This is a genomic window from Paradesulfitobacterium aromaticivorans (assembly GCF_054657415.1).
In genome coordinates this window covers 1,857,377-1,874,537 of sequence record NZ_BAAHYT010000010.1, presented here as the reverse complement: position 1 = coordinate 1,874,537, position 17,161 = coordinate 1,857,377, and the positions used below count along the sequence as shown (strand labels likewise).

The following is a 17,161-nucleotide window of genomic DNA, read 5'->3' as shown; positions in this document are numbered from 1 at the left end:
TTCCTTGATTCTCTCCCCACAAGTGTAGCGTGAACAAAGGACTCTGTCAAAAAAACAGGGAGCCTGTCGCCCACCTCCAACCAGCAGCAACAGGCTTCCATGAATTAAAGAGGATTGGCCCGCAGTTTTTCCATCTGCACCAGACCCCGCTCGCGATACACCTCTAAGTCTTTGTACGCTTCCTCTATCCTAATAATTTCTTTGTCCACAGCAATCACTACATTAGGGTGACAATAAGCAACCTTGAGCCGCTTGGTTCCAACAATTTGTACAAGGGTTGTGCTTACTCCTGACCCTCCCAATTCCCGGATCGAGACATTTCCTCCAGCCAGAATCTTGCCCCCGCGGCACACCCCTTCAATGTTTACATCTCCATCCGCGCTAATCATTGAATTGTACGCTCCTTTAGCACATTGAAACGAACCGCCGGTCTCGATTGTCGTACCCTGCACATAATCGACAACACACGCCAGCTTTTCCGGAACTTCAAGGGCAATATTTTCTACCAATTGAGCAAAGGCCTTATTCACTTTATGGAGAAGCGTTACGGATTGCGGTTCTAACGGCCCCAGACCTGACAAGAAGTGCTTAGCAGATTTAACGGCGAGGATTAGATCCTGAGTAATAAGTTCATCCTTGTGCGTAAGCACATAGTTCTCAGCCTTGACCACCCGTTTCGGCAACTCCGGGAAATTCCGTTCCAATAGCTTTTTGAGGCACTGTCCCGGTTTGAGATTAGCCGCCGCCGGGGATTTTAGCAATTCCTCAGTTTGCATCAGACACAAATTAAGCTCATCATGAACAGCTTTGAGCTGGCGCAGAATTTCCGCTCTCACCACATATTTTTCTCCCACTACCAGCTTTCCACCCAGGACATTGCGCTGAACTTTCAGCCCTCTTTCTGCCCGAATCTCAGCATGAGAGACCGCTCCCTGAATTTCGACTTTGCCGGTGGCAAAAATATGCAGTCCGTCCTGCACATTCCCTCCGATCATAACATCGCCGGTAAACTCAATGCTGCCGGTGGACAAATCAACATCTTTATTTAACACATATGCATTTTCCACCATATAAGTTATCTCATCTAAACGCACGGGCAGTCCCGCACACGCTGCAATAACCTCCATCCCGTCTTCCGAGAGGCGAACATTTTTCTTCAGCCTGAACTGGAAATCCCGCAGGGGTTGAGTCGGAAGTTGGCGTCCGAAAACATCCGTACCGGGGATCCCGGGAATGCCAGGTTTTTTACGGGCCAGCACCGTTCCTTCCTTAACAAGCTGTATTTTTGAAGCAAAAAAATCAATACGCTCAGATTCCGCTGCTTCTTTGGGCTGGGGTGCTCCTACGAAGTCTTCTAATACCGGCGGCTGCGGCGGAACCGGCATTACAGTCTCTGCCACTACCACTTCCCCGCTCCCTCTGACTGCTAAAATCTCATTCCAGGCTTCTTGGCGGCGGCCAGAAACAATCTTAAGCTCCGCCAGACCGTCATTGAGCCGCTGTTCATCCCACATTTCTCCGGAAACAGGCATATCCTCCCATGTTAAAAATTCATCCAGATCCAGACGGCGTGCAGGATGAATTTCTGTCATTAATACATAACGGCCCGCCGTTTTCTGTTGAACTCTGGCGACCACCGCTCCCCCTTGAAAGCGCACCTCAAGTTCCCACTTAAGCTCCCCTGGTTCCCGCCACGGGATAAACTCAATAACATCCTCCCTGCGGCAGGAGAAGGATTTATCCTGGAGCTCTCCGTTGACCCGCATCTCTCCCCCGCGCCGGGGCGGAAAGATTTCCTCCACCCCTTCACCCGGGTCTATTATGTATCTTTCACCGTCCCACTCTGTTTTTACTAAAACCTCCTGGGCCGGCGCAGCAGTCGTAGCCGGTTCCTGTGCCTCCGGCAGGTGCAAACGCACCTTCCACTGCCTGGATAAAAAACCGGGCTTGTCCAAGACCTCTAATTGAAGCTGCTCCGGGGAACAGCCCCACTTCTGAGCCCATTCCTGCCTGATTTCATCAAGTGAGCGCCCGCGCACGATTTCTTCCGGCATAGCATTCCACTCCATCCAAATCATCTCTTAACCCATTATATCACATCCTGGTACCCGGTTGACCCTTCTCCATTGGGATCTTGGCCGTTGCCCGGAACTTTAATATCTCCTTCATGCCCATTCGAACCAGGTCCGTTGGGATCCTGGCTGTTGCCCGGAACCTTAGGCTTAGGCCTATCCGGCACCGTCTCCACCGGTTTTAAGAGGTCAACCGGCCCGCTATCAACTATAACTTCAGTAGTGGTTTTCCCCTGAAAGAGATTTTTCACTACTTCTTTAGCCTTTTCAGGGTTCACCGCCCAGTAACTCACTCCGTCTAAATCAAGAAAAGATCCCGGCAGAGTCTGGGACAAGATACTGGAACTATCGAAGTTCACCGCGACTTTAGCAAGCTTTAACATATCTCCCACTGACAAATTGGTCTGAACCGCTTCCCTTAACTGCGGGATGAGGACCGGAAGCTTCGGGATCGTGCTCGCCTGCATCATCTCTTTCCCAACCGCTTTCAGCACTACCTGCTGGCGGGCAGTACGGGAAATATCCGCCAGCTCATCATGCCGGAAACGCGCATACTGGAGTGCTTTCGAGCCGTCCAGGCGCTGTTCTCCCTTTTTCAGATTAATAAGCCCATCCTCTTTGTCCCCTGTTTTATAGTACATGTCTTTTTCGACATAGACTGTGATCCCGCCCAAAGTATCGATAATTTCCTTAAACCCGGAAAAATTAGTAAGAACATAACCTGACACCGGCACTCCTGTGATGTCTGCAACTTCCTGCTGCAGAGTTTCAATATCCTTCAAAGCTGCAATAGAGTTAATCTTGACATCGCCATACCCCGGGAGCGTCACCTTGGTGTCGCGTGGAATGGATAACAAGCTAATCCGTTTCTCCTTCGGGTCAACACTCGCCAGGATTATGGAGTCTGAATTAAACTTGCTCTCCCCCGGCCGCTGGTCCGCTCCGATGAGCAGCACGCTCATCTGTTGGCTGAGTCCGGGAATATCGTTGACCCCGCCCCGCGGCATTGTCACCGTATGCCCGGCAGAGCTGTCCTGCCAGGCATACCAAACATAACCTGAGATAAATACCGTGAGCAAAGCTATAGACATTAAGGCGATCTTTTGTTTACGCCGCAACTCAAAACAACTCCTAACTGCATCCAGATCGCTTCGCCATGTACTTATGGCGCCTCATAATCCTTTTAATTATACAGCTTGTCTGCTACCTATTTGAAGCGTTAAGCGAAAATATCTATATAATTATGCACTGTTCCCGAAAATCCGCTGTCAGAGGAAGCTCCGCCACCCGCATTCCGAACTCCGGGCCGAAGCGGGCCACAAAACTCAGTGGGTTAAAGACCCTTTCCTGCCTGATCCCAAACGGTGCTAAAGCTTGTTCTAACTGCTCGATCCGCCTCAGCATGCTTTCACAACGTTTGCGCTGGGCTTGCCAAATTTTCTTTTCAAGGTAGGAAATCTGCCCCAATACCCGCTCTTGGTTTTGAGCCACCCATTCTTCGGCGTGGCTATTGATCGCACTAAAAGAGTCAAGCCTTTGGTAGGCTGAGTTTATCTGTGCTCTTAGAGCTTCAAAATGCCCGTCAATATCGTATTCGTCCTGCTCCCGCACGCACCGTTCTTTATACTCTGCCAGCCCCTGATACACTTGGGCCACAGTCAGGCCTTCCGTGCGCAAGGCCCGCTGCCAACCCTGGGTAAGAACTACTGCTGACAGCCGGGGATACACTACCGGCATCTCAAACCCAAACACAGCAAACCCTTGCCCGAGCTGAGCCCAGTAATTAAGCTCTCCCGGTCCGGCCACATACGCCAGAGTCGGCAACAGATATTCCTGAACCAGTGGGCGGGTGGCGACATTGGGGGAGAAGCGCCCCGGGTTTTCCCTAAGCATGGATGTTAAATCATCAAGAGTTAAAGTTGTTTCTTTTCCCCTTAACTTAAAACCCTGCGACGAACTAAGCACAGCGCGACGCTCCGGATTTGCCATAAACAGGTTAACCTCGCTCTGGTCGAGTTCAATTTGCGCTTTGTAGGCAAGACTCACAAGTTTGTGCGTACGCTGCTCCAAAGCCTGATTAAGATCACGGTGAGATTTCAGTATCCGCTCATATACCGGAGAAGCGAGTCTCTTAAAAGCCGGCAGGGCCGGATCAAAAAAGATTAACCCCCTGTCGTGGGTGAGCCACTTAAGCACTAAGGCAAACCATTCACTAAAATTACGCGCTTGCTCTGTTAAGCGTTTCAAGTCCTGTATCATCTCAGATTTAAACTCACTCTCCGGCAGACCCCGATTAAGCATATCTGCGACCTCACTCCAGGGCGGCACCGACAGGCTGCCGACCGGAAGCCCCTCTCCCTCCCCCGCCAGTCTCAGGGGTAGCGGGCGGCCGTCGCCAGTAAGGAGGACGGTCTCTCTCACTTCTGCCCAATCGTGGTCTTCGCTCGCAATCCAGAAAACAGGAACCACCGTCCGCCCCAGCTTTCGTTGCTGTTCACCGGCCAGACGAATTGCCGTCACCGCCTTATATAAGGTATAGAGCGGGCCTGAGAGCATTCCTGCCTGCTGGCCCGTAACCACGGTTAAGGTATCTTCCCGGAGCAAAGCGGAGATATTTTTCATGGTCTCTTCCCCGAATCCCAGGCGTTCATGGTACTCGGTCAGGGTTCTGACCAATTCCTCACGGGCAAAGCTCCTGCCCTCCAAACGCTCTGCTCTCCTCCCAAAACTCGCGTCAAGTTTCGGATCTCCTCCTGCAAAAAAGAAGGCCACTTGCTCAAAACAAGTCGCCACACTTTGCCACACTTCCTGCACTCTAATCTCCCCCTGCTACAGCACTAAGCTTTCACCGTGGGTATTTTATCATAGGCTTTAAGAAACTTCAATTTTCCCGGCTTCCCCTTCAAGGACCTGGCCAATTCGCGCTGCTGCCGGAGTACCCTTTTGGCGCAGAGCCTCGATTAGAGCAGGGGCTTTCTCCTCAGACACAGCGATCAAAAGCCCGCCGGAAGTGACCGCATCTGCCAAGACCAAGCGCACAGGCTCAGCAACCTCAGCCGCAAATTCGACCTTATCCTCCAGATAACGGCGGTTGGCCATCGTTCCTCCCGGAACAGCCTTTTGCTCGATCGCTTCCCACACGCTCTCCAACACAGGCACTGCCTGGCTGTCCACATGAGCCTTAACCTTGCTGGCCTGCATCATCTCGTGCAAATGTCCTAAGAGACCAAAGCCGGTGACGTCCGTGAGCGCGTTTACTCCGACTTCCAAAGCCGCTTCGGCAGCACCTTTATTAAGGGTTGCCATCACGCGCACAACCTCAGCCTCAGCTTCAAGAGAGATCAGCCCGCGCTTAATTCCGGTAGTAATAATCCCGACACCTAAAGGCTTGGTAAGGATAAGCACATCCCCCGGACGAGCCGTAGCATTGGAAAGCACCTGGTGCGGATGGACAATCCCTGTTACCGCCAAGCCGTACTTCGGTTCAGGGTCATCGATTGAATGCCCGCCGATCAGGAGCGCCCCCGCTTCTTTGATCTTATCACTTCCGCCCCGCAGGATATCTGCCAGAACCCCCATATCGAGCTTGGAAATCGGGAATGACACTAAGTTCAGCACCGTCAAGGGCTTAGCTCCCATGGCATAAATATCACTCAAGGCGTTAGCTGCCGCAATTTGCCCAAATGAATACGGGTCATCCACAACCGGAGTAAAGAAATCCACGGTCTGGACGATCGCCTGTTCTTCGTTCAGACGATACACCCCTGCATCATCTGATGTGTCCAAGCCAACCAAAAGGTTGGCATCTTCCTGGTTAGGGGGTAAATGGCGCAATACTTGCGCTAGGTCCGCCGGACCAATTTTACACCCTCAGCCGGCTTTGCTGGAATACTGTGTTAAACGCACTTTGTCTTTGCTACTGTCGAGTGCAAACATCATACCTTCCCCCTCATTTTAATAACTTATTTCTTTAATAACTTATTTTTAATAATACACATAATAAGTACATTATACATTCTTTGTTAATTCTAAACAATGGGGTTTGCATCTTACATTGCATATGAGGTAATTCTTTCAGAGCGTTGATTTTTACCTATAGCTTTGTTATCATAAAAATGTTAATAAATTCGCCAAATTGTTAAATGGAAGAAGGGATTTCTTAATGAACTTCCATCAACTGCATATTTTTAATGTGGTTGCCAAACACCGTAGCTATTCTAAAGCGGCGGCAGAATTGTATTTGAGCCAGCCCACTGTATCAGTCCATCTGCAAAAGTTGGAACAGGAATTAGGGATGGAGCTTTTCGAACAATTGGGCCGTAACATCTACCTTACCGATGCCGGTCGCATGCTTTTTATTTATACCCAGAAAATATTCGCCTTAGCCGAGGAAGCGGAAAGAGCGCTTGAGGAACTTCAGGGACTGCACAAAGGACGCATCCGCTTAGGAGCAAGCACAACTCCGGGAATTTACTATCTTCCCCACTTGCTCGGTCAGTTCAAAAATGATTATCCCGGAATTGAGCTCATTCTCGATGTCGCTAACTCAATGGAGATCGAGAAAAAAATACTTGCCAACCAGCTTGACCTTGCTGTCGTCGGGGAACGGCCATCTGAAGGAGATCTTATTGCCGAGTCTTTCCGCACTGATCACCTAGTCATGATTCTTTCCCCGAACCACCCTCTCTTAAGCCAGGAAAAAATCACCCTCGAAGACCTTGCCCGCCAGCGCTTCATAATGCGCGAGCCAGGCTCCGGCACCCGTAAAGCGATCGAAGACGCTTTTGCGCGCGAGGGTATTCACCTCCGGGTAGCGATGGAATACGGGAGTACAGACGGCATTAAGCATGCCGTAGCCGCCAATCTCGGCATTAGTATTGTCTCCGAACTGGCAGTAAAACTATGTGAGCAGACGGGCTTAGTCGTGGTGCGCGAGATTCCGGAAATTGAGGTTAAACGGGAGTTTTCCTTAGTCTATCATAAGGACAAACACTTGCCGCCTTTGGTTCAGACGTTTATTAAGGCGACCAAGGACTATGCTGCGACGGAATTGGTAGAATAATTCTTCCTTTACCTGATTCTGTTCGTTTCGCAAAAAAAAGCGGGTTTAGCCCAATCCATGAGGCTAGCCCGCCTTTTTTAACTCATATTCCGCAAGTTAAATTTTGGGAAAAGTTATTTTATTCCATTTAAAGGATTTTAACTATTTCATGTCGAATGTTATCTCTAAATTTTCATGGAGGTAACATTATGACGAATTCATTCGCTGATATCCGCACCATACGAGCATCAAGTGTTCCCGTCGCTGCGGCCCTGTGCCGTACGGCAAAAATCGCTCAGGCGGTAAACCAAATGGTTCACTGGAAAGAAGCTAATTCAAAGATTTCTCCCGGTTTGCTCATTGAAACCTTGGTGATTTGTATTCTTTGTGGCCGCAAACCCCTGTGGAAGATCGAACAATTCTGGGCCCAACAAGACTTGCCAAGTTTATTCGCTGATGTTGAACTCAGTGTTGAACAACTTAATGATGATGCTTATGGCCACGCCTTGGATAAGCTTGCCGAGGTATCGATGGAACAATTGGTCAGTACAGTTTCCCTATCCTTACTCCAGGCACACTCCCTTGGCATAAATGTTGTTCATCTTGATACGACATCAAAGTCCGTCCAGGGGGCGTACACCGGTCAGGCCCATGATGAATTTGAGATTAATCACGGGTTTAGTAAGGATCTGCGCCCCGATCTGAAACAGTTCAAACTTGGTGCCGCTGTTCAGGAACATGGATTAGTCATAATGGGTGAATTATTAGCCGGCAATAAAGCTGACGTAGAGTGGAATCCGGATGCTGCTCTCAAGATACAGGAGCTTTTCACCAAGCAAGGATTCAAAGACGTCATCTTTATCGCTGATTGTGCCCTGATTTCTACCGGAGGCTTAAAGCGCTTAGCCGGACAGGAGGTGCAGTTTATCTCTAGGTTTCCCGAAACCTTTAGCTTAGCCAGGGAATTAAAACAGTTGGCATGGGACCAAGACCATTGGCAGGAAATCGGGATGCTAGCGAGTAGTAATGCCAACCAGGCAGCTCGCTATCGGGTATTTCCGGTACAAAGAAAACTGGATGATCGAGAATACAACTTCCTGGTCGTTCACTCTAGCATGCTGGAAGCCAGCAAGGAGAAAACCTTGATTAAGAGGATAAGCAAACAGAAAGAAGAATTGGAACGCAAGGCGAAAAACCTAACTTCCACAGCTTTTGCCTGTGAACCGGATGCCCACAGCGCTCTCCAAGCTTTTGCCAAAGAGGTTGCTAAGCTAGGCTACTCATTTTCTGGAACAGTGGAGTGCCAGACTGTCACAACCTATGCACGCAAGGGGCGTCCGAAGAAAGGTGAACAACCGATTGAGACGGTTAGTTACCGAGTTAACTGCACAATAGGAGACTTGAATCCTGATCTTTTTGAACGGCTGCGCCAATTGGAATCAACCTTCGTGCTCATTTACTCCATACGGGATCAACAGAAATATACTCCGGCAGCCATTTTAGCTGAATACAAGCGTCAAATCTCGATCGAAACGAAGTTTCGGTTTTTGAAAAGTCCGGTGTACCTAGGGCCGGTTTTTCTAAAGAGCAAGAAACGAATCCATGCGCTTGGATATGTGTTTATTTTGGTGCTCATGTTGGCATCTTACCTTGAGTATCGGGTACGACAGAGTCTTAAGGAACGAAATGAATTTGTCCAGTTACCGGGAAATAAGAAGACTGACACTCCATCAATAGCAACAATTCTGGAGGTGCTAGCCACAATAGAAGTTGTCGTTGTGCAAGGGCAACGATATTTCCCGAGCAATTTGAATCGCCAGGCTTTGGACATGGTGCAGTGGGCAGGTTTTGACCCATCAATCTATCTAAAGCCTAATAGGATCCAATAGGTACTTGTAAGGATTTACCATGCCTTAAAATAAGGTAAGTAAATCCGAACTCGCGGAACAAGAGCTTTAATGCGTATCATCTGTCCTACCATTTCGCCCCCTTCTCCTCCCACGCCTGCAGGCGGCTCACTATCTCGTCGCTGTCCCCTGCGAGCAAGGTGCGCCCATCGCACAAAACCCAGCCTTTACGGATTCTGCTTAAGATCGGCACCTGCCCTAGCCGCAAAAAGCGCTCCAATTCCTCGACCGACCCATGGCGCGGGCGCACGGCAACCACCCAGGTAGGAATATTTACAGTCGGCCAGGCCCCTCCACCTACTTGGGAGTAATCTTCCTGTATTTCAGCTTCCAGCTCCTCAATTTGACTTATATGCGCATACAGTTCTTCCGCCCTTAGGCGCAATTCAGCCACCGGAAGGGAGAGCATACGCCAAACCGGGATCTCTTCCAGACTTTCTTTTTCATACAGACGCAAAGTCCCTTCCAGAGCTGCGAGAGTCAACTTGTCAATCCTAAGAGCCCGGGTCAGTTGGTTCTGGCGCAGACGTTCAACATATTCACGTTTCCCGACAATAATCCCTGCCTGAGGCCCGCCCAAAAGCTTGTCCCCGCTGAAGGTCACTAAGGCCAGACCTGCTGTGACCACCTGGGCAATCGTAGGTTCAAGCGGAAAGCCTAACTCGGTACCATCTAAAAAGCTCCCACTTCCCAAATCTTCGACAACAGGCACCCCAGCTCCCTCCCCCAGCTTTACCAGTTCATTCCCGTCCACTGCGTGGGTAAACCCTTCAATGCGGTAGTTGCTGGTATGAACTTTTAGTAAAAGTGCCGTCTCAGGTCCCAGGGCGTTCTCATAGTCTTTAAGCCAGGTCTTATTCGTCGAGCCAACTTCGACCAAGCGGGCGCCCCCGGCTTTAAGCACTTCCGGAATGCGAAACGAGCCCCCTACTTCAACCAGTTCCCCACGCGAGACAATAACTTCTTTCCCCTGGGCCAGAGTGTTCATCACCAAGAGCACGGCAGCAGCATTATTGTTTACTACCATCGCTGCTTCGGCCCCGGTTAATTGCTTCAGAATCTCCTCAACATGGACATAACGCGAGCCCCGTTCCCCGCTGTCCACATCTAGCTCCAGGTTGCTGTAGCGCTCCGCTTGTGCGGCCACAAAGCGGGCAACTTTAGGCGCTAAAACGGCACGCCCGCAATTCGTATGTAAAACAACCCCAGTTGCATTAATTACCCGGCGCAGGCTCATGGCCGGGTTAACCAGCTCGTGATAAACCTCTTGCTTAAGCCACTTCTGAATAGCCTCACCAAAGTCCGTGCCCGCCAGCTTCCACGGGTAAGCATCTTCTGAGCGCATGATTTCCCCCCGGGCCTTTGTCAAAAAGTGCCGGATTGCATAAGTAACATTCGACACTCCCCCCTCCTCAATGAAAAACTTGGCGAACTCGTCTAAACCCTGAAGTTCAGCCAATATTTCGTGCACTGCCGGGAGAGCTCTCAGTCTTTGCAGTTTGCTCTCGTCCAATATCTTTACACTCCTTTGACTTAATCGACCAATTATTACTCTTCCTGCCCGCGCCCTTTTTAGGATTTCGACAGGGAAGATGGCATATTATATGGGTACATACTAGCTTAGGAGGTTTGCCAAATGTCTTGTTCAAGTAGACCTGTCAGCACAAGGTCTGCCGCAGTAGCTGTTGTTATCCCTTTTGACCTTAACTTTAAGCATAAAAAGCAGAGTGTATCCTGCATTTTCTGCGGTCAAACGATTAAAGTTCAAACTTTTCGGGGCAAAGCTGTCTGCTCCTGCTGCCTTAAACTTATACCTTCGATCTTTTCTTGCAGTTAGGTTCCCCGCGTACTTTTCTCTGAATAGCTCAATCGCAAAACTTGAATAGCCAAAAAAGGAAGCGGCTCACGCTTCCTTTTTTAGCGCTACGTTATGACGATCCACTGCTGTTGTTAAACTCCAAATGATGCGCGCAAGGTCTGGACCGCCTTAGCTGCTATAATTACTTTAGCGTGCTCGATCAGGAAATCACGGGTCGCGGTCACAAGGTCCCCGTACTCATCCAAAATTGCTTCAGCCAACTGCCTTTTCTTTCCGACCCCGATTCTGCTGACAGACAGATAATATTCCCCTTCAAATTCAAAAAGGCTTGATCGCATGTTATTAAACTGGGGCAAACGCTGAACGACTGCCAGCACATCTTCAAAGTCAGCAAAAGCATATACCCATTCCGGAACTCTGCCCCGTGCGGGCTTTTTCTTTTCTTTCTCTTTAACCGGAATCTCAGTCTGTTCTTCTTGCTTCATCACCGTAATAACAAATTCATCATTCGATGCCACTGTGGCCTGAATCCAAAATGGCTGATCCAAATTAAATTCCACTTCTTCCCTGGCCTGAGCAATCAATTCCCAAAACAACTGCTCGGTCTTGGATGAGCGTTGAAATAAGTCTGCCATTGAGATATCACGGTCAGCAAGTTCCGTAAAGGAGATGAAGATGCGAATCGTTGAATCATTAACTTTTTGGACACGCATAGCTATCAGCTCCCCTTTCTCGCCATGCTCTTTTCCTACCATATACTATTCTGATTATAGCATATTACGCCACCGGATTCTTGGCAAAGAAAGGCAAAATACCTCAATTTACCTCGATCAGCTTGTACTTCCGCGTTCCCAGCCCGACTTGTTCCCCGTAAGCTAATTGAATCCCCCAATCTACCTGCGGGAACAGAGTCCGGAACTTGTCATTTTCCCCGTGGCGCTCCCCTAATTCGGAATGAGGATTACCATGAGCCTTATTGACCAAATCTACCGCAGCCTGGTCAATGGCGATCGGATCCTTCGAAGCCAGAATCCCAATATCACTTACTATGGGTTCATCATTCCAGGAGCAACAGTCACACAAGGGTGAGACATTAGTCACAAACGTAATAAAACCCATTTTTCCTTCTTTGCCCTTGAGAACTCCGGCAGTATATTCAACAATCTTTTCCTGAAAGACATCCGGCTGGCTTTTCCAATTAATCGCAATTGCTTTGTACGGGCATGTCACTGTACACTCCCCACAGCCAATACACAGACCAGAATCTATTTTGGCTTTCTCCGAGACAGAGATGGCCCCGGCAGGGCACCACTTGGCACATTTCCCACAGGCACGGCAGCTGTCCTCAGTTATCTCGGGCAATACATCTGAATGCATTTGCTGTTTCCCGGAACGATTGCCAAGGCCCATGCCCAAATTCTTCAAAGTCCCGCCGAAACCGGTCGCTTCATGCCCCTTAAAATGCGTGACAGCGATCAGTGCATCAGCATGGACAGCCGCACTGCCGATCTTAACCTCCTTAAAATGCTTAAGGTTAACCGGCACCGATACATAGTCTTTCCCGTTTAGCCCGTCGGCAATCACCAAGGGCGCACCCACAACCGCGTAAGCAAACCCGTTTTCGATCGCGGTCTCCAGATGGTCGACAGCATTAGCGCGCGAGCCTACGTAAAGGGTGTTGGCATCAGTCAGGAAAGGACGTCCACCTTTACCCTTAACCCCTTCCACCACACGGCGGACAAATTGGGGCTGAACATAAGCCAGATTACCCTTCTCCCCAAAGTGCATTTTAAGCGCAACCAAGTCCTTTTCCTCGATCCCATCAAGAATCCCGGCTTTCCCGATAAGACGTTCCAATTTGTCCAGAAGATTATGACCCTGTTTTGTCCGTAAATTCATAAAATAAACTTCAGAACTCATTTTCTTACCACTCCTCAAGCTTATCAATATGTTATACGTTTTGGAGTAAAAAATAAAGGGGGAATTTTTCACAAACACATTCCCTCCCCATTTTTTATTTGATTACGCACTTTACGATTTCCTTCTTATGCGCAAGATAAGTTAATCTTACCTCATCTCCAAGCTGTACTGTGGCGGCAAACTCCGAGTCCGCATACAGTATAACTTCCCCGGTAACTTCTCCTGAACCTTCTTCGAGTTTAATCAGCACTCTTTCTCCCGCCATCGTGTCAATACCGCTGATCCTCCCTTCGACCAACGCAGGCTGCGCCAACCAGTCCCGGTTGGCCGGCATGAACATCATGAGGTAGATGCCTAAAATCCCCATCCAAAAAAGAACCCTTGTCAGCCAAAGGGGCACGGCACGCAGTCCTCTGCCCGAGCGCAGGGTCTTAACGCTTATCTGTACGAACTTAAATCCCACTAGTGTAAGCATAAAAAAAAGCACGAACAAGTACGGCCAAGTCGTGCGCACTAGATAATAGTAATAGTCAGACATAAAATACCCCTCTGAACCTCCCCATCCTAAAGTCGGGGCATACGGCTATATTTTTTGGTTATGCTAACGCAATGCTCTCTTCCGGCTCTAATTGACAGGAATCCCCGCCCTGCACTTTAACATTATAGAGGAGGGAATCGACGCGCTCGAAAAATTCTTCCATACTTTCCCCACGGTAACTGGCCATCCCCATGCTTAAGGTAACTGAGCCACGCCCGTTTAAGCGCGCAAAAACCCGGGCGATCCTATTCGCAACCCTGCTGGCAGCCTCCACCGAAGTGTCCGGGAAAACCACTGCAAATTCATCCCCACCAAAACGGTAGACCCCGTCAGTAGCCCGTACAGCTTCCTTAAGGATTTGCCCGCTGGCCCGCAGAAGCTCATTGCCCCGTTGGTGACCAAAAGAGTCATTATAAGTCTTGAAACTGTCAAGATCAATCAGAAGAAGGGTTAGAGGAGTATTTCTTCTCTTAGCAAGCTCAGTCTCCAGCGTAATCCTTTCCTTAAATAAACGAAAATTCCCCAGTCCCGTTAGGTCATCAATGCTAGCAGCCTTCAGCAGTCTCCTGCGATCATGAATAAGCCCTTCGATCAAAGCCAGAAAACCCAGAGCCAGGACAGTGACTCCTGCCGTTCGCAGCCAAATGTTTGATACCCCTTGCAGCAGTATCAACGATACCACTCCGGGTAGGCAGAAGTAGAGACGGCAATACTTTAAGAACTTTCTATCCATTCAGATCCCTCCAGTCGGAGAGTTACATCCAAGCCACCGGAAATCACGAGGCACATGCTTGATGCTTATTACGAAATATTAATATCATGATTATGATTCTCTATACTGTTTAATATTCCTTCTTCTGCTACGGCAGAATATGCTATTTTTTTGACCTCTCGACAAGATATTTTCTTCTATAATATACTATCGGCTAACCCTTGCATTTTCTATAGGACTTATGGGCAAAAATTAAGAGGAAATCCATTTTTTCGGATTTCCTCAGTGTAAGCCGTTATCTTTCAATTCCTTGCTTGCGCGGATAATACGGACATTCTTCTTTCAGGCATTGCTGATTGCGCCAGAAGTCTTTGCAAACAGGAAGTACGAATCCCTCCTCGGGGAAATCCACCCCATCCTGTTTGAGGATATCCATCGCTGCCAAAACGGCTGAGTAGGTGCTGCGTTTACAGCAGCGAGGGCCGCCGTAAGCTCCCACTCTGGCGAGAATCATGCCCACATCCCGGTTTGTTTCCCCCCAGCCTTCTTTTTTAAGTGCTGTCAGGCGGCGGCGCACACTTAATGCAATCCCCGCGCCGATCGCAGCTCCACACGCTCCCCAGCTCCCGCAAATCCCTCCCGGTAGCTTGCTGGATCGAAAGAGCGCATCCCGCATTTGCTGAGGTTGAATTTCTGTGCCGAGGTTACGCATAGAAGCCAAGAGTACTGCCGGAACCAGCATGTGATGCTCTGGCCCATGCATATTGAAAACCGGAGCTGCCATGATCTCTTGCGCCAGTTTTACCGGATTTTTCTCCTCACTGCGGGTTGTCAGGATTTCGATAATCTCTGCTGCATCCGCCCGGTGACATTCATCACATACAAAGTGCCCGTTAAGGCAAAATATCGAACTCTCTGCTTCCTTCCCGCAAATGAGACATACCTGCTTTTCGGCCTTTTCGTTATAGACAAGTTCTTTACCACAGATAAGGCAGCCTTCACGGTGCTTGCCCTCACTTATATTCTTCGACAAAGATATCTGCAGCGGCATCAAGATCCAACTCCTTCTATTTCCTCCCTCCTGAGGTCAGCATTCCTTGCTCATGAGGTTAATTCGATATACCCCTTGGTGGTATGTTGAATAGTAGTATACACTACTCAGCAGGAATTGTTAAGAGATGCCGAAGTTTTTTCTAATATATATGATGAGCCCATTAAATAAGACCCTACCCGCTTCGGGTAGGGTCTTATCCTAGTTCACTACGTATTTGTAGGTCTCAAGCAAGCGGTTGCTGTTATCATATCCCTTGACTGTAACCGTGTCACCTGCGCTTAAGCCAAAAATTCCGCCGCTGAACGTATTGTCCCCCATATAACTCAGCTTAGTATAATTTACATCTACTCTATACACCCCAATGTCGGTGTTAACCGTAAAGTTGGTTACATATTCGCCGACTGTGCTCTGGACATCCAAGATGTAACTAGGTTTCTCATTCGGGGAAGTTGGTGCTTGTCCACCCAGAGGATCTGATACTGTAAAAGGCATCATGACTTGCTCAACCAGCTTCACTCCTTCCGGGGACTTGATCCCGCCCGTGATATACAAGCGGTACTCCCCGGACTTATAGGAACTTAGGGGCGCAACGGTTACTGAGCGTTTATCTGCCGACAGAGTCAGTTTGGTTGAGACCTTGGCATTGCTGGTGTTGGTAACATAGATGCTTGAGCTGATCACACTGTTTGGTGCGATGGGCGTAGTGAAAGTAACCGTCCAAACTTTCTTCACATCATCCGTTGTTTTGCCTGGCCAGACTGTAAAGCCTGCCAGCGGATCGGCTGCCATTGCTGCAGCCGCCTGAGAGAAAAGCAAGAACAAAGTTATGGCTAAAGCCGCCAAGCGGGCATTTCTTCTCACACTACCATCCTTTCACATCATCCGGAAAACCGTATTTGCCGAAGTCAGCGGCTGCCCACCTCTTTCTCAGGCACGCGAATCTACTTGCGGATCGTGAGCGCCAAGTCCGTAGTACTGTACTGGCTTAAGATATCGGTGAACAGTTTGCCATTATTCATGATCAGATCTTGCAAGGTCTTGGTTCCGTTGAGCTTTTTGGAATTAGTGGTCACGGATTGTTTCCCTTTGGGGTCAAGCTTAATCGTCTTTTCTTCCAACAAGCGCCCATCCTTGTCATAAGCGCTGAATTTAATGTCCAAACCCACTTCCTTGCCATTGACATCCGTTGTAGTCATGACACCCTGATAACCAGCATTGAAAACGTTATCCAGCTTCTGGGCTGGAACCGGCGTTGGCGCACTGCCAAAAGTTACATCGATATCAGCCACATCCGGGTCAACCGTAATGTCAACCGAGGTCAGCGGGCTGGCCAATGTCGTCGTTCCTGCCTTGGTAATGTACGAGATGTCAAACTTGGTCATGTACTTTTTCGGGATCAGGATATTCAGCCCGCGCGGAGCATTGGTGGTAATGAGGGAGCCAAGAGTAGCGGGGTATTGTAAAAGCGTGTCGAAATTATGGGCAGTGGTGAAGGTATAGGTTGTGTCAGAAGGAATTAAACTATTGGCTGGTGTAGCATTGTCCATTACAGCACCTGCTGTGAATTTAAGCGTATATTTTTTATTATACTCCAGCATTTTATTGGTAGTTGATATTGTGGCAGGTGATCCAGTTCCATCAAAGACTGGAACTATGGTCAGGGTTGAGCCGCTTTTAGAATAGACAAAATTCCCCACCGTATTGTCTGCATTTTTAAAACTAATCATGCTCGTATCAACCGTTCCAATATCTTGGTCAAAGGTCACGGTAAGCGCCTGATTCACCGTATAAAGCGGCATATTCTCCTGAGCACTACCTAGGGCTGGCAGATTAGTTGAGCTGATCGCAGCCCACGCTTTGCCGGGAATCCCCCAGAAAAAGAGCAAAGCCGCAGCCAAGACCAGCGCCTTGAGCACAAGACCACGTTCACTAGGAACTTCAGAACCTAAATCCATGCTTCTCTTAGTCAAACTGCCTTTCCAAAGCTGAGTTGCTTTTCTAATCAGCATCCCTCTTCTAAACATAACTTTCATGATACTCCTCCTCTCCTTCCTCTTACTTTTGATTCCATCTAGATGTACTCAGCTAAAAATCAATC

General features: G+C 48.9%; 14 protein-coding genes. 2 read left to right on the top strand and 12 right to left on the bottom strand.

Annotated elements, in window-relative coordinates; genetic code table 11:
• Positions 1-104 precede the first annotated feature (104 nt).
• The 4 genes from ACYQ2N_RS14915 to selD all read right to left on the bottom strand — a co-directional run bounded on the left by ACYQ2N_RS14915 (position 105) and on the right by selD (position 6,011).
• Positions 105-2,054, bottom strand: coding sequence for a flagellar assembly protein A (locus tag ACYQ2N_RS14915; RefSeq protein ID WP_460000040.1), 1,950 nt, complete (start codon positions 2,052-2,054; stop codon positions 105-107).
• Between the two features lie 35 nt (positions 2,055-2,089).
• A complete protein-coding gene (locus tag ACYQ2N_RS14910) occupies positions 2,090-3,190 on the bottom strand; it encodes an LCP family protein (RefSeq protein WP_460000039.1) in 1,101 nt (366 codons plus the stop codon).
• A 115-nt stretch (positions 3,191-3,305) separates the two neighbouring features.
• Entirely contained in the window at positions 3,306-4,886 is a 1,581-nt protein-coding gene (bshC, locus tag ACYQ2N_RS14905) for a bacillithiol biosynthesis cysteine-adding enzyme BshC (RefSeq protein WP_460000038.1), read from the bottom strand.
• A gap of 57 nt (positions 4,887-4,943) precedes the next feature.
• Positions 4,944-6,011 carry a selenide, water dikinase SelD gene (selD, locus tag ACYQ2N_RS14900; RefSeq protein WP_460000037.1) on the bottom strand — a complete coding sequence of 356 codons (1,068 nt, stop codon included), beginning with the start codon at positions 6,009-6,011 and terminating at the stop codon, positions 4,944-4,946.
• A gap of 223 nt (positions 6,012-6,234) precedes the next feature.
• On the opposite strand from selD, the gene ACYQ2N_RS14895 reads away from it, so the two are divergent.
• Positions 6,235-7,134 carry a selenium metabolism-associated LysR family transcriptional regulator gene (locus ACYQ2N_RS14895; RefSeq protein ID WP_460000036.1) on the top strand — a complete coding sequence of 300 codons (900 nt, stop codon included), beginning with the start codon at positions 6,235-6,237 and terminating at the stop codon, positions 7,132-7,134.
• A gap of 188 nt (positions 7,135-7,322) precedes the next feature.
• The gene (locus tag ACYQ2N_RS14890; protein WP_459999250.1) at positions 7,323-9,002 is read left to right on the top strand and encodes an IS1634 family transposase; all 1,680 of its coding nucleotides are present in this window, start codon (positions 7,323-7,325) and stop codon (positions 9,000-9,002) included.
• Positions 9,003-9,087: 85 nt separating this feature from the next.
• On the opposite strand, the gene selA is transcribed toward ACYQ2N_RS14890, so the two are convergent.
• The 8 genes from selA to ACYQ2N_RS14850 all read right to left on the bottom strand — a co-directional run bounded on the left by selA (position 9,088) and on the right by ACYQ2N_RS14850 (position 17,096).
• Positions 9,088-10,533, bottom strand: coding sequence for an L-seryl-tRNA(Sec) selenium transferase (gene selA / locus ACYQ2N_RS14885; RefSeq protein WP_460000035.1), 1,446 nt, complete (start codon positions 10,531-10,533; stop codon positions 9,088-9,090).
• A 437-nt stretch (positions 10,534-10,970) separates the two neighbouring features.
• Positions 10,971-11,552: an adaptor protein MecA gene (locus ACYQ2N_RS14880; protein ID WP_460000034.1), complete on the bottom strand. Its 582-nt coding sequence runs from the start codon at positions 11,550-11,552 to the stop codon at positions 10,971-10,973.
• Positions 11,553-11,655: 103 nt separating this feature from the next.
• Positions 11,656-12,759, bottom strand: coding sequence for a DUF362 domain-containing protein (locus tag ACYQ2N_RS14875; protein WP_460000033.1), 1,104 nt, complete (start codon positions 12,757-12,759; stop codon positions 11,656-11,658).
• Positions 12,760-12,853: 94 nt separating this feature from the next.
• Positions 12,854-13,297 (bottom strand): hypothetical protein, encoded by a 444-nt coding sequence (locus tag ACYQ2N_RS14870; RefSeq protein ID WP_460000032.1) that lies wholly within the window; start codon positions 13,295-13,297, stop codon positions 12,854-12,856.
• Between the two features lie 58 nt (positions 13,298-13,355).
• Positions 13,356-14,030 carry a GGDEF domain-containing protein gene (locus ACYQ2N_RS14865; protein ID WP_460000030.1) on the bottom strand — a complete coding sequence of 225 codons (675 nt, stop codon included), beginning with the start codon at positions 14,028-14,030 and terminating at the stop codon, positions 13,356-13,358.
• Positions 14,031-14,304: 274 nt separating this feature from the next.
• The gene (locus ACYQ2N_RS14860) at positions 14,305-15,060 is read right to left on the bottom strand and encodes a DUF5714 domain-containing protein (protein ID WP_460000029.1); all 756 of its coding nucleotides are present in this window, start codon (positions 15,058-15,060) and stop codon (positions 14,305-14,307) included.
• Positions 15,061-15,261: 201 nt separating this feature from the next.
• Positions 15,262-15,924 carry an Ig-like domain-containing protein gene (locus ACYQ2N_RS14855; protein ID WP_460000028.1) on the bottom strand — a complete coding sequence of 221 codons (663 nt, stop codon included), beginning with the start codon at positions 15,922-15,924 and terminating at the stop codon, positions 15,262-15,264.
• Positions 15,925-16,004: 80 nt separating this feature from the next.
• Complete coding sequence (locus ACYQ2N_RS14850; protein ID WP_460000027.1) at positions 16,005-17,096, bottom strand: Ig-like domain-containing domain; 1,092 nt, start codon at positions 17,094-17,096, stop codon at positions 16,005-16,007.
• Positions 17,097-17,161: the final 65 nt, after the last annotated feature.